Origin of the sequence: Bacillus sp. FSL E2-0195 (assembly GCF_038003645.1) — a bacterium.
GTDB classification, from domain to species: domain Bacteria; phylum Bacillota; class Bacilli; order Bacillales; family Bacillaceae_G; genus Bacillus_A; species Bacillus_A mycoides.
Genome location: NZ_JBBOPN010000001.1, coordinates 2,945,739 through 2,958,065, shown reverse-complemented (window position 1 = coordinate 2,958,065; position 12,327 = coordinate 2,945,739). Strand labels below are relative to the sequence as shown.

The window sequence follows — 12,327 nt, the reverse complement described above, 5'->3', positions numbered from 1 at the left end:
TTAATTGTTAACTATTTTTTAACTTTTCGATGTATAAGATACATAATGCAGAGCGCAATTGCTAAAAAGATAAATTTAATTAACTCCATTAGGCTGGCATCCCACTTGTTTTGCAATCCATCTGTTAAAAAAAATACATTAAACATACCATGTAAAATTGCGGGTGGTAGTACAGAACGACCGTACTCTCTCGTGTACGTCAAAATTATAGATAATATAAATAATAACGATAGATAACTTAATATTCCTACAAACCATAACTCATAGTTTTTATAAAAGAGTGCTACTGGTAAATGCCATAAAGACCAAAGTGAAGCTGTAATTATTGCGGTTTGTATTAATGAATATTTTTTTCGTAAATAGTAATGAAGATTCCCGCGCCAAATAATTTCCTCTAAAAATGCAGACAAAGCTGCAATTGTAAGACCAATGAGTAGGAGAAATCCCAATTCATTGCAGTGATTAAATAAGAACTTTATATTATAAATATAAAAATAGAAATGGAGAAATAGACCTAGAAGTAGTGGGAATAAAATGGAGAAAATTAGTGATTTTAATGTTGGACGTGAAATGCCAAATGTATGGAAAATTTCTTGTTTCTTATATGCTTTTTGATATAAAATAACGGCTAACAACGGAACAACCATCGTGAAACCCAAATAACTACGACCATTTTCTATGTTTAGCAAAAAGATATAAAAGAACGATGTGAGAGAATAAATGTAAAATGTTGAATGATAAACTATGTTTTTATTAATATTTATCACCTACCTAAGTACGTATAATTTGTTAATCAAATATTGGATATTTTAATTATATATGAAATGGAAATAGACAGAATGAATATTTTCATATTGTTGATTCTAGTAATAGAGAAGGGGATTAAATTATATCCCTTTTTTTGCTAGTATAGTAAGAGATAGAAAGAGATTTCACTAGATGGATAAAAGACGTTGTTTGAAAGGTGAGGGTATGATGACAAAGTCTAATGTTGTAGAAATCATTTCAGCTTTAGTAGCTATTATCGGTGTGTATGTACTAATAAATGCACCAGAAATGGGGAGTAAGGCAACAAGTGAATCTGTTGCAGAGCAGGGCGGTCATATGGATACAAGTACGTATTTAGCTTTATTACAAGGATACGGAAATTCTTATACAATTCTAGGCGCGACTTGTTTATTTATGGGGTTGCTCAGTTTAATTTCGATCATTTCAATTCAAGTATATAAAAGTAAATAGAGGTTGAAAAAACAATGCTCCTGCCAAATTGACAGGAGCATTGCTCGTATAAATAAGTATTTTCGTAGATGTGTACTTATCACTATGACTTAGTTGAAATATTTTTCAACCCCTCTTTATCGTCTTCATTACTGTCGAATTCGATAAAAAGTTATGTCACAAGTTGCAAATTTGGATGACGTTATATTAACTATAGAAAAAAATGAAAAATACCCGTAACTTTTTACAAGGGAAAATCGTTAAACAAAAGAAAAGGTTTTTAATCATGCGCTTGATTGAATGGGAGAAAAAGAATGAAGATTCTAATACTGGGCGGTACACGTTTTTTAGGAAGGGCTTTCGTAGAAGAGGCTTTGAATAGAGGGCATGAAGTTACATTATTCAACCGTGGAACAAATAAAGAAATTTTTCCTGAAGTAGAGCAGTTAATCGGTGACAGAAATGATGATGTTTCAAGTTTAGTAAATCGAAAATGGGATATGGTCATAGATACATGTGGATTTTCTCCTCATCACATTAGGAATGTAGGAGAAGTACTTAAAGATAATATAAAGCACTATACATTCATCTCAAGCCTTTCCGTATATAAAGATTGGATCCCGCATCACATAAAAGAAGATTATAAATTACTACCTGAACCACCAAGTGATAAGGTAAAAGCTGTAGAGAATGGTGAAATATCTCCTTATGAGTATTACGGTGCGCTTAAAGTATTATGTGAAAAAGAAGCAGAGAAGTATTGGCCGGGGCGTGTTTTACATGTAAGAGCAGGACTTCTTTCAGGAATGTTTGATTATACAGATCGGCTTCCATACTGGATTGGGCGTTTAGCAAAGGGAGGAGAAGTGTTAGTGCCTGGAAGAAAAGACCATCCAGTACAGTTCGTTGATATAAAAGATGTCGCAAGCTTTGGGCTAAACATGGCAGAAAATAATAAAGCGGGTACATTTAATGTAACGGGTCCGAATTATGAATTGACGATGGAAGAACTATTAAATACGTGTAAAAAGGTAACGAATAGTGATGCTGAATTCGTTTGGGTAGATGAATCGTTTATGCATGAGAATAAAGTACAGCCATGGACGGAAATGCCATTGTGGCTTCCAGAAACTTTTTCATTAGAAGGTGAAACAGATCCGTGGAAAGGTGGATTTTCTATTAATATAGAGAGCGCAGTTAAAGAGGGTCTTACTTTTAGAAGGTTAGAAGACACAGTTACAGACGTGTATGAGTGGATGAGAGAAACGAAAGATAGGGAATTAAAGGCAGGTATTTCAATTGAAAGAGAAAAGGTGCTGTTAGATAAGTGGTATGAAATAAAGAGAGCTTAAATAGGAATCTTATGAAAAAAGGACTCTGTCTATTGGTTAAACAGAGTCCTAATATTAGTCTACCACTCAATCGGTTCTTCCCCGTACATTTCCCATAGCTTAGGAAACATCTTTTTCAAACCTTCTTCGTCATCTTCATCCCAGTCTAACTCGATATCAACTTCCTCAAATTCTTCATTTGATAAGACATGGTATAGTGTAAAGTATGTATCATCTTCATCCCCAGTCTTCTCCAAATATACTTCTTGTCCGAAATATAGCGTAAGTTCTTCTATTTCTGGAACATCAAACTCGCTCAAATTTTCTAATACAGGAATTAACCGTTCTGGATCTTCAATACACGCTTCGTATGTTTCTTTTCCTTGATATAATAACCACCCGCGGAAGTAATCAAAACTATCATCCGAACAACCGCCCATAATTATATAAGCAGCCGCCCATAAGTGAGACGTATAGGAAGCTTTTAAAATATGGTGCATATGTGTGTCAAAAGCTACAATTTCATGTACTGTACGTTTGGCGATATGAGAAGTGAGCCATTCTATTTGTTCTTCTTGGTCTTCGCCTTTCGATTTTGCACGAGCGAGTAGTTCCCAAAATTCTTCTTCTGTTATCGTTTTTTCTTTTATGTAATCTTCCCCTAGAATAGGGTCGGTATATCCTTTTTTTCGTTTGGAAGCGATTAGTTTGTTAGCTTCTTTTATGCATTCTTCTTCTGTTTCAAACTCTTTCGCTTTCACACTACCAGCTGTGCCAATTTTTCCGTAAAACACAACGTAGTCTCTATCTTTCACAACGATTTTCCAAAACTTATTTGATTTCTCAGTTTGCTGGATTAATAACGTTTCCATTCGTACCCCCATATTGCTTTTCTAGTATGCATTGTGATTGTAACATATGTATAAATACCTGTAATGACAAAAAGGTAAGTGCAGTTTTCGGAAAGTTCGAAAATCATTGAATGAAATAGAAAAATTTAGTAATCTTATTTGTACAGCACATACATAATAGTTTTGTAATGATACATTGGAGGGGTTTGTTGTGGATCTTACGTTTAAAGTAGAGGAAACATGTTTTAATTACCGAGTCGGAGCAATTTGCAAACAAGGTAGTAAAATACTTATCCTTCAAGATGAAGGTGAAGAGTATTGGTACGTACCAGGCGGAAGAGTGAAAATGCTAGAAAATAGTGAAGATGCATTAAAACGAGAGCTTGCAGAAGAACTAGGCGTACCTATTGAAGTGAAGAGATTAATATGGTCAGTAGAAAACTTCTTTACACTTTCTGAGCGAAAGTTTCATGAGATTAGTTTTTATTATGAAGTAGAATTGCATGAATTACCTGCAAATGGGGCGGATCAATATATTCTTGAAGAAGCAGGTAGAAAATATTTATTTAAGTGGGTGCCGGTAGAAGAGTTACATGCATATAACTTACAGCCAGCGTTTATAAAAGATAAAGTAAAGGATGTATCAGTTCATACAGAACATATCGTTTTGCAAAAGTAGACGTATTCGGAGGGGAAAACGGTGAAGGGGACTAAAAAAGAGATACATATAGATGATAAAGTCATTCGTTACACACATATCGAAAAAGGTTCTAATACAATTTGTTTTATGTTCTCAGGTTCAGGCTACAATTATGACAAGCCGTTATTTTATTATGCAACGATGCTTATGCTTGAAAATAAAATAGATGTAGTACATATTCATTATTCCTACGATGGACAATTAATGGAAAAACCAATGGAAGAAATAACGAAAGTAATGATGGATGATATTAATCCTGTCATTATTGAAGTGCTAAAAAGTGGGCAATATAGCAATTCGATGTTTTTAGGAAAATCACTCGGAACAATCCCGATTGCGAATGATTTAATGAAGAGAGAAGAATTTCTACGGTCAAAAATGATGTTGCTTACACCATTACTAACTTTTGATTCTATTTTTGATTCGATCTTACATAGTCATCACGAAGGGCTTTTAGTAATTGGAGATAAAGATCATCAATATAATGCAAATCAAATAAATCAGTTACATAAAACGAATTTACAGATTGAAGTTGTCAAAAACGCTAACCATTCTGTAAATGTTGGAGAATTTGAAACCGAGAATTCGATCGAAGCGATAGCAAAAATAATAGAAAAACTTAAAGAAGTTGTTAGGAAAAACTAACCTATCAATACATGCAAAAAGAGGTGCGAATGGCACCTCTTTTTTATTTAATAAGCCTTCAAAACACGAAGCAAATAATCCTTCCGATTTAGCGGATTAAAGTCAACACGTTTTCGAGTAGGGAAGGGAGCCTTCAGTTTATTGTAACCAGATGGCTTCGTTGTGAAGATACCTTCTCCTTCAGTAAATGAATGGAGCATTCGTTTAAAATCCTCTGTTTTTGCAACAGGTAATGATCCTGTTAACTGGTAAGAATCATTATTTAATATAGGCTCTACAAAAGTTGCTGGTATGGCAGCGAGCTTATACATTGTGGTACTAATTGCGTGCTCTGGTACAGTTAATTCAAATTCGTTTAATGGCTCATATACACATGTTTTGGCTTGTTTTAAAGCATCCATTAATACGAGCGGTGTTAAATTTCTAAAGTCACTCGCTGTTGTAACAGGACTGGCATAGCCGGTATGTGTTAATGTGACGATAATGTCCGTAACTTCCCATCCAAATAAACCTTGTTTTAACGTTCGAAATACTGTATCTTCAATCGCTTTATGAAATGCTAAAGGCAGTGATCCAAGTTCAACACCTAAGTTATACGTTATGCCAGAGTTAAGCGCGCCACGTTCAACTTTGAACCCAATTGTTGCGTAAAAAGGATTTTCTTTTTCACCCATTACTTCAACGCTATTCCCTAAGTCAATTGGTTTTTCAATACATACAACTCGCGTGTTTGAAAAGGTAACTTGTAGACGGTATTTTTCATAAAGTGTTGTTTCAATAACTTCTTTTTGCACTTCACCGAAAAGGCGAATGTATAGTTCATTATGAACATTGTCTTTCCAAACCTTAATGAGAGGATCTTCTTCGCATAGCTCCATAAGTGCAGCGTATAAATCATGAATTCGTTCTTTAGGCACTGCTTCAATAGCAGCTTCCATTTGTGGTTCGGCAAAGTGAATATCCTTTATATAATCCGTCCGCTTACCGATAATATCACCAATTTTAATATTCGTAAGTCCCCACACTTTGCAAAACTCTCCGCTTTGAACAGTAGAAGATTGAACGGCATCTCCATTATGAAACATGCACATTTTTTTAATCTTTTCCTTATGTGGTAGAGACTCTCCACGCTGTATATCAACATATTTTCTAACGTGTAAACAACCAGAAAATAGTCTTACGTAAGCAATCTTTTCGCCAGAAGATTCACGTTCAATTTTAAAAACAACACCGGATAATGTTTCATCTTGTGCCGATTTAGTAGCTGGAATTAAGGCTGAAATATTTTTAAGTAATTCAGTTACTCCTATACCTGTCATTGCTGAACCAAAAAAGATAGGAAACACATTTGCTTGCTGTATTTGCTTTTCGAGTTCTTTTCTTAATAGTGCATCCGGTATTATTTCGTTATTTACATATGACTCAAGCAATGATTCGTTAAATGGTGCTAATCGTTCAATACAATCGTCATAAGATTTATATTCAATAATCCGAGCGTCCTTTGTACCTTCGTTTTCTACAGAGTAGAAGGGGGATGCTTCATTTGAAAGAAGCTCTTTTATTTGTTTCACAACTTTTTCAGTATTTGCGCCACTACGGTCTATTTTATTAACAAATAATATAGTAGGTATGTTTAATTTCTGTAATGTCTGCATTAAAATCTTTGTTTGTGCTTGCACACCTTCAACGGCAGAGATAACTAAAATCGCACCGTCTAAAACGCGGAATGATCGCTCCACTTCAGCGATAAAATCAGCGTGTCCAGGTGTATCAATGACATTTACTTTTAAACTGTCAATAAAAAAAGAAACGACCGATGCTTTAATCGTAATTCCGCGTTGTCTTTCTAATTCCATTGAGTCAGTTTGAGTATTACCACTATCTACTCGGCCAACTTCTTTAATCACATTCGTTTCATAAAGAATACGCTCAGTCAAACTCGTCTTGCCAGCGTCTACGTGCGCGACAATCCCTATATTTATTGTTGTCATATATAAATATCCTCATTTCATTTTCCATGTTCATTTCCTCATTTCTATTTGTGTATTGCCGCATTACAATCACTCTCCAGTCATTTGAATTATTACTATTATAATGTAATTTACATTTTTTGTAACGTCATAAAACGTCTTATTTTGGAAAAATATTAATAGACGAATTTCAAAAAAATAAATAGTGAAAACAAAATGCTTGCATTATAAATCGATATAGATTATATTAATTGACATATCAACTATTGATACATCAAATATTTTTGTTTTGCATGTAAAGGAGGGGTAATTTGACAAGTTCATGCTCAAAAGAAGCAATAATTTTATATAAATTACACTTTCTAAATAAAGAAGTAAGTTCGAAGTTTGAAGGGTGTACGGGTATGAGTCAATCTAGACTAGAGCTTATACTTCAGTTATATGAAGTAGATGAAATTAGTCAAAAAGCACTTCAGCAAGAAGTGAATATTGATAATGCCGCGATTACGAGGCATTTAAAACAGCTGGAAGCAAACGGAATGATTACAAGACGTAAAAATCCAGATGATAACAGAATTACGTTAGTTTCTCTTACAGAAGAGGGGCGAAATAAAATTCAAGTGTATCAAGAGGAAAAAGAGCGTTTCGCTACTTCAGCATTTAAAGGATTAAGTGAAGAAGAACGCGACAATCTTTTAACGATGTTAGACCGCATTCAAGAAAATATAAAAGAACTTTAAAAAAGGGAGAATACAACTATGACTAACTCAGTAAAAACAAATGATTTTAACGAAATTTTAACAGGACGTCGTTCAATTCGTAAGTACGATCCTTCAGTAAAAATTAGCAAAGAAGAAATGACAGAAATTCTTACAGAAGCAACACTTGCACCATCTTCAGTAAACATGCAACCATGGAGATTCCTTGTTATTGAAAGTGACGAAGCAAAAGCAACACTGGCTCCACTTGCAAAATTCAATCAATCTCAAGTAGAAACATCTTCAGCGATGATTGCTGTATTTGGTGACTTAAACAACTTTGATAACGCAGAAGAAATTTACGGTACAGCAGTAGAGCGCGGACTTATGCCAGCTGAAGTAAAAGAAGATCAAATGAAAAAACTTTCAGGTTACTTCTCAATGGTTACACCAGAAGTAATGAAAGATACTGTACTAATTGACGGTGGTCTTGTAGCGATGCAATTTATGTTAGCAGCACGTGCTCACGGCTATGATACTTGCCCAATTGGTGGATTTGAAAAAGACCAAATCGCAGAAGCTTTCGGATTAGACAAAGAGCGTCACGTACCAGTTATGTTAATTTCAATCGGAAAAGCTGCTGACAGTGGTTATCCATCAGTACGTCTTCCAATTGAAAAAGTTGCTGAGTGGAAGTAATTTTATAAAAAAACAGAAATAAGTGAGATATGAGAGGGGAAACACCATGATTATTATTCACGCAATATTTCAAGTAGATCCAGCAAAACAACAATCATTTTTAGAAGAAATTCAGCCACTACTTCATGGTTCAAGAGAAGAAAGTGGAAATGTATCTTACGATTTATATAAAGATACTGAAAAAGAAAGTGTTTATACGATGGTAGAAGTATGGAAAGATGAAGCAGCAGTTGCGAGTCATAATACGAGTGAACACTTCACATCTTTCGTTAGTAAAGCATCACAGTTTTTAACTGCTCCGCTTGATATAAAGGTTTATAGCGGTGAACTAGTAAAATAATATGGTTATAGAAGATGACTTTGGCGTATGGCTGAGGTCATCTTTTTTATTTTGATAGGAATATATTTACTTCTAACGTAATGTGTTATAATTTGGAAAATAAATATTCTTAATTTTAAAAACATTTAAAGGTGGTAGTGAAATATATGAACATATTAAAGAAAATCACTAACAATATTTCAAAGGTCATTATAGGAAAAGATGAATCGATTGAACTAGCAGCTATAGCTCTTATAGCAAGAGGACATATTTTATTAGAAGATGTACCTGGGACAGGGAAAACAACATTAGCGAAAAGTTTGGCTAAAAGTGTGGACGCTAAGTTCCAAAGAATTCAATTTACAGCTGATACTTTGCCTGGAGATGTTATTGGACTCGAATATTTTGATGTGAAGGAATCGGATTTTAAAACGAGGTTAGGGCCTATTTTTGCAAATATAGTATTAGTAGATGAAATTAATCGAGCTGTGCCGAGAACGCAATCTTCGTTACTTGAAGTTATGGAAGAACGTACCGTTACCATTGCGAAACAGACACATTCATTACCAGAACCTTTTTTAGTTATTGCAACGCAAAATCCTCTTGAATCGGCGGGTACATTTCCTTTACCTGATGCTCAATTAGACCGATTTTTACTTACTATTCGACAAGGTTACCCTACGAGAGAAGCAGAAAAGGAAATGATGAATCGGTTCCAAACGAATGATCCATTAGAAACGCTACATTCTATTATTTCAAGTGAAGAAATAATAAATATACAAAAACGTGCAAGGGAAGTGTTAGTAGGGAATGATGTGCAAGATTATCTTCTTGAAATTATTGAAGCAACCCGTAAGCATGAGTTAATTGAAATTGGTGTAAGCCCGCGAGGCACATTGGCATTTATGCGGGCAATCCAAGCACGAGCAATATTAAATGAAAGAGATTACTGTACACCAGATGATATAAAACTACTAGCTGCATCCGTTTGTGCTCATCGTTTAACGTTAACGATTGAAGGGGAGATGAAAACGACAAAAGAACAAATCATGAAAGAAATTCTTCATACGATTAGTGTGCCAGTGGAGAATGTACGATGAATCAACAGCTTGTGTATACACCTTTAGCGGAGCCTTTCGTAATAGGAGTTATGTCAGTTGTAGCCGTTATTTTATGTGTATTTTCAAGTAATCTACTCATATTATCCCTCGTATTTTTGTATTTAATTTTAATAGGTGCTACGCATATATACATTCGGAAAGTATCTCGTGTTAACTGGGAATACAATCAAGGAAATTCGAATGTCTTTATCGGTGAAACGAACACGTGCAAAATGAAAATTTCAAACAAGTCGATATTTCCTATTCTTAATATCGTATTTCGATTTAAATGTGAAAATAAGCTAACTTGGAATCATGATGAAATAAACAAAAATCATAGTACAGGTTCAAATTATTATATGAATTTTAGTTTAAAAGGAGGAGAGTCAATTTCATTTGATTTGCAAGCTGTAGCGTTAAAAAGAGGAATTGCTAAATGGGAAGAAGTTGAAATTGTTATTACTGATCCCTTTGGATTCATAACGAAACATATAACATATAAACAAGTTGATACGCCGTCCTATTTAGTTTTACCAGCCGTTCCGAAAATACAAGTTCCTGAATTACAAGAATGGTCACGGGGATTTCGAAAAGCGATGTCTTCACCGCTATATGATGAAACGAAAGTAATGGGAGTGAAGTCGTATGAAAATGAAGATTTTCGTTCTATCCACTGGAGCGCAACAGCAAAAACAGGGATGATAACTGCGAAAAAATACGAACGAACACAATCTGATAAATATGCGATTTATCTCAATTTACAAAATAAAAGTGGCGTTTCTTTACGAAATGATATTGAAGAGCTTATTGAATTAACGGCAGGCATATGCAAACAACTGCTCATGCAAGATTGTTCATTTGAGTTATGGATTAACAGTGTGAAAGGTAACGGATTGTTACATGTAAAGAACGGGGATAATCGGAAACATTTGCAAAATGTATTAAAGGTACTTGCCTCAATATCGGATCAAGATACGCCTGTATCATCTTCTTATTTTTATACAGCAGGATTTCGTCGTAAGGAATTGGATGCAGTTCCTTTAATTCTTGGTACTTCACCTAGGGAATACAGTAGAACGAATAAATGGATTGTAATTAAAGAATAAGAAGGGATTCATGTCATGTTGAATAAAAAGCGGCATATGAAAGTGAAGTTTTGGAGTGTAAGAGCTTTAATCATACTATTCTTTGCGGTTAGTGCGATAACGTTATCACAAGGTGTTGTGCATGTACAAGACATAGTAAAAGAGCGTTTTTTTAGTGAAAAGAAATCTGAAAAAATTTATAAGGAAACAATAAACAATGAAAATAATGAAGATTATGGCACACCTTTGGAAAAGACAAAAGTAGGAGATAATGGGAATAGAACGACAACGGGTAAAAAATTTAAAGGTTTTGAAAGGGAAAGTTCATGGGGAGGCGTATTTTCTATGCTTTCAAATTCATGGATTAGTATAGCTTTTTATGTGATTATTGTAATGTCAATTATATATTCCATCTACAAGTACATTAGGAAAAGGTTGACGAAAACTGAAATAGTACAGGAGAAAGAATTGGTCACAAAGCAAACTGTAGTAAGAACCATAAAAGATGAAAAAACCATTGATCAGTCAGAAAAGTCATTGCCTACTGATACGATAAGGAAAACATTAGTTGAATGGGAAAGAACTTTACCATTTCACGAACAGCGAAGGTCTTATGAAACGATACAACAATGGTTAAAACGAATATGTCGAACGAGAGATATTATTCCGATATATGAGTCTGTTCGTTATGGTGAAAAGACGTATACGGAGTTAGATGTTAAGAAGACTATGGGGTGGATAGAGCGGGATGGAAAAGGGCGATATGAATAGTAGAATGTATTATATGAAAATAAAATGGTGGCTGAGTTAATCTGAATATGAAAGTTATATAAGTAAATAAAATTAGCAGTAAATTAATTTTATTTACTTATATTTAATTGCATGTTAATGTATACTTAATTTTTTAATATCTCTACCAATGGAAAAAGAATATACAAGCTATATGGAACTCTTTGTAGAGTATTGCTTCTTTAATTGTTCATGAGTATATCTTTGTTTTATTAATATAGAATGAAAAAAGGATACGTTAGAGCTAAACGATTAATGGGTAGCATGTTAATAAAAAATTACATGAGTTTAGTAAAAACTTATAATTTATTTTTAAGGGTGTGAAAATATAATGAAACCGGTATTGAAAAGCATACTTATTTCCTTTGCTTTTTCTGCAGTAGAGATGTGTTGGTTGCTGTTCATGTTATTTAGAGGAGGCGGAGACTGGTTATTGTCTTGGATAGGTGTATTAATGGCATATTTATCTTTATACACTTTAATAGATTTATATTGTAAAAATACATACGAAAAAACATTAAATATAGTGCTTATAAAATCAACAGTTACTACCTTTAGTTTTGGAGTATTAGGAATCATATTTGGTATAATACACGAGCTATTAACACCATGGAGTCTCAGTTTAATGGTTTGGTATTGGTTGCTAACTCTACTTTTATTTTTAACGACCATAATATTATTAGTTATTTTAGTATTTGTAAATCGTAAAGATCAAAATTTCCCCGGGGTATATAGATTACTTATACTTCTAAATTTACTTCTTACGTTAGGACCAGTATTGTGGCCACTATTTCTTACTATTATTGGAAATGGCATGAACGCTAGTGCAGGATGGTAAAAGTGAATGAAATAAAAAGTTGATATAGGGTTTTAAGTATGTAAGAGAACGTGTTCTGATAAATTGAAAACACATTCTTTTTTA

The 12,327-nt window shown here is 33.9% G+C and carries 14 protein-coding genes; 11 read left to right on the top strand and 3 right to left on the bottom strand.

What is annotated here, in order from left to right:
* Window positions 1–11 precede the first annotated feature (11 nt).
* Window positions 12–767 (bottom strand): CPBP family intramembrane glutamic endopeptidase, encoded by a 756-nt coding sequence (locus MHH59_RS15255; RefSeq protein ID WP_002013569.1) that lies wholly within the window; start codon window positions 765–767, stop codon window positions 12–14.
* Window positions 768–939: 172 nt separating this feature from the next.
* On the opposite strand from MHH59_RS15255, the gene MHH59_RS15250 reads away from it, so the two are divergent.
* Window positions 940–1,239, top strand: coding sequence for a hypothetical protein (locus tag MHH59_RS15250; protein WP_000361375.1), 300 nt, complete (start codon window positions 940–942; stop codon window positions 1,237–1,239).
* A gap of 293 nt (window positions 1,240–1,532) precedes the next feature.
* Entirely contained in the window at window positions 1,533–2,570 is a 1,038-nt protein-coding gene (locus tag MHH59_RS15245) for an SDR family oxidoreductase (RefSeq protein WP_002013566.1), read from the top strand.
* Window positions 2,571–2,629: 59 nt separating this feature from the next.
* Here the strand turns inward: MHH59_RS15245 and MHH59_RS15240 are convergent, their stop codons facing one another.
* Window positions 2,630–3,421 (bottom strand): DUF4240 domain-containing protein, encoded by a 792-nt coding sequence (locus MHH59_RS15240; protein ID WP_002013565.1) that lies wholly within the window; start codon window positions 3,419–3,421, stop codon window positions 2,630–2,632.
* Window positions 3,422–3,611: 190 nt separating this feature from the next.
* Between MHH59_RS15240 and MHH59_RS15235 the strand changes: the two genes are divergently transcribed.
* Window positions 3,612–4,079 carry an NUDIX hydrolase gene (locus MHH59_RS15235; protein ID WP_002013562.1) on the top strand — a complete coding sequence of 156 codons (468 nt, stop codon included), beginning with the start codon at window positions 3,612–3,614 and terminating at the stop codon, window positions 4,077–4,079.
* Between the two features lie 21 nt (window positions 4,080–4,100).
* Window positions 4,101–4,745, top strand: a complete 645-nt coding sequence (locus tag MHH59_RS15230; protein WP_088045036.1) for an alpha/beta hydrolase — start codon at window positions 4,101–4,103, stop codon at window positions 4,743–4,745.
* 47 nt (window positions 4,746–4,792) lie between these two features.
* Here the strand turns inward: MHH59_RS15230 and MHH59_RS15225 are convergent, their stop codons facing one another.
* Window positions 4,793–6,736, bottom strand: coding sequence for an elongation factor G (locus MHH59_RS15225; RefSeq protein WP_199626788.1), 1,944 nt, complete (start codon window positions 6,734–6,736; stop codon window positions 4,793–4,795).
* Between the two features lie 290 nt (window positions 6,737–7,026).
* Between MHH59_RS15225 and MHH59_RS15220 the strand changes: the two genes are divergently transcribed.
* The 7 genes from MHH59_RS15220 (at window position 7,027) to MHH59_RS15190 (ending at window position 12,243) form a co-directional block, all read left to right on the top strand.
* Entirely contained in the window at window positions 7,027–7,455 is a 429-nt protein-coding gene (locus tag MHH59_RS15220; RefSeq protein ID WP_000204168.1) for a MarR family winged helix-turn-helix transcriptional regulator, read from the top strand.
* A gap of 18 nt (window positions 7,456–7,473) precedes the next feature.
* The gene (locus MHH59_RS15215) at window positions 7,474–8,112 is read left to right on the top strand and encodes a nitroreductase family protein (RefSeq protein WP_000185377.1); all 639 of its coding nucleotides are present in this window, start codon (window positions 7,474–7,476) and stop codon (window positions 8,110–8,112) included.
* Between the two features lie 46 nt (window positions 8,113–8,158).
* The gene (locus MHH59_RS15210; protein ID WP_000583822.1) at window positions 8,159–8,452 is read left to right on the top strand and encodes a putative quinol monooxygenase; all 294 of its coding nucleotides are present in this window, start codon (window positions 8,159–8,161) and stop codon (window positions 8,450–8,452) included.
* Window positions 8,453–8,598: 146 nt separating this feature from the next.
* Window positions 8,599–9,531, top strand: coding sequence for an AAA family ATPase (locus MHH59_RS15205; RefSeq protein ID WP_001023371.1), 933 nt, complete (start codon window positions 8,599–8,601; stop codon window positions 9,529–9,531).
* Window positions 9,528–10,637: a DUF58 domain-containing protein gene (locus MHH59_RS15200; protein WP_001075915.1), complete on the top strand. Its 1,110-nt coding sequence runs from the start codon at window positions 9,528–9,530 to the stop codon at window positions 10,635–10,637. The genes MHH59_RS15205 and MHH59_RS15200 overlap by 4 nt, the downstream gene beginning before the upstream one ends.
* A gap of 15 nt (window positions 10,638–10,652) precedes the next feature.
* Window positions 10,653–11,387: a signal peptidase II gene (locus tag MHH59_RS15195; RefSeq protein ID WP_340851667.1), complete on the top strand. Its 735-nt coding sequence runs from the start codon at window positions 10,653–10,655 to the stop codon at window positions 11,385–11,387.
* 349 nt (window positions 11,388–11,736) lie between these two features.
* A complete protein-coding gene (locus tag MHH59_RS15190; protein WP_340851665.1) occupies window positions 11,737–12,243 on the top strand; it encodes a DUF3902 family protein in 507 nt (168 codons plus the stop codon).
* Window positions 12,244–12,327 lie beyond the last annotated feature (84 nt).

Excerpts from the sequence above, each read along its gene's own strand:
- MHH59_RS15200 (WP_001075915.1), top strand. The coding sequence starts at position 9,528 with ATGAATCAACAGCTTGTGTATACACCTTTAGCGGAGCCTTTCGTAATA.
- MHH59_RS15205 (WP_001023371.1), top strand. The coding sequence starts at position 8,599 with ATGAACATATTAAAGAAAATCACTAACAATATTTCAAAGGTCATTATA.
- MHH59_RS15225 (WP_199626788.1), bottom strand. The coding sequence starts at position 6,736 with ATGACAACAATAAATATAGGGATTGTCGCGCACGTAGACGCTGGCAAG.
- MHH59_RS15240 (WP_002013565.1), bottom strand. The coding sequence starts at position 3,421 with ATGGAAACGTTATTAATCCAGCAAACTGAGAAATCAAATAAGTTTTGG.
- MHH59_RS15190 (WP_340851665.1), top strand. The coding sequence starts at position 11,737 with ATGAAACCGGTATTGAAAAGCATACTTATTTCCTTTGCTTTTTCTGCA.
- MHH59_RS15245 (WP_002013566.1), top strand. The coding sequence starts at position 1,533 with ATGAAGATTCTAATACTGGGCGGTACACGTTTTTTAGGAAGGGCTTTC.
- MHH59_RS15250 (WP_000361375.1), top strand. The coding sequence starts at position 940 with ATGGATAAAAGACGTTGTTTGAAAGGTGAGGGTATGATGACAAAGTCT.
- MHH59_RS15215 (WP_000185377.1), top strand. The coding sequence starts at position 7,474 with ATGACTAACTCAGTAAAAACAAATGATTTTAACGAAATTTTAACAGGA.
- MHH59_RS15195 (WP_340851667.1), top strand. The coding sequence starts at position 10,653 with ATGTTGAATAAAAAGCGGCATATGAAAGTGAAGTTTTGGAGTGTAAGA.
- MHH59_RS15210 (WP_000583822.1), top strand. The coding sequence starts at position 8,159 with ATGATTATTATTCACGCAATATTTCAAGTAGATCCAGCAAAACAACAA.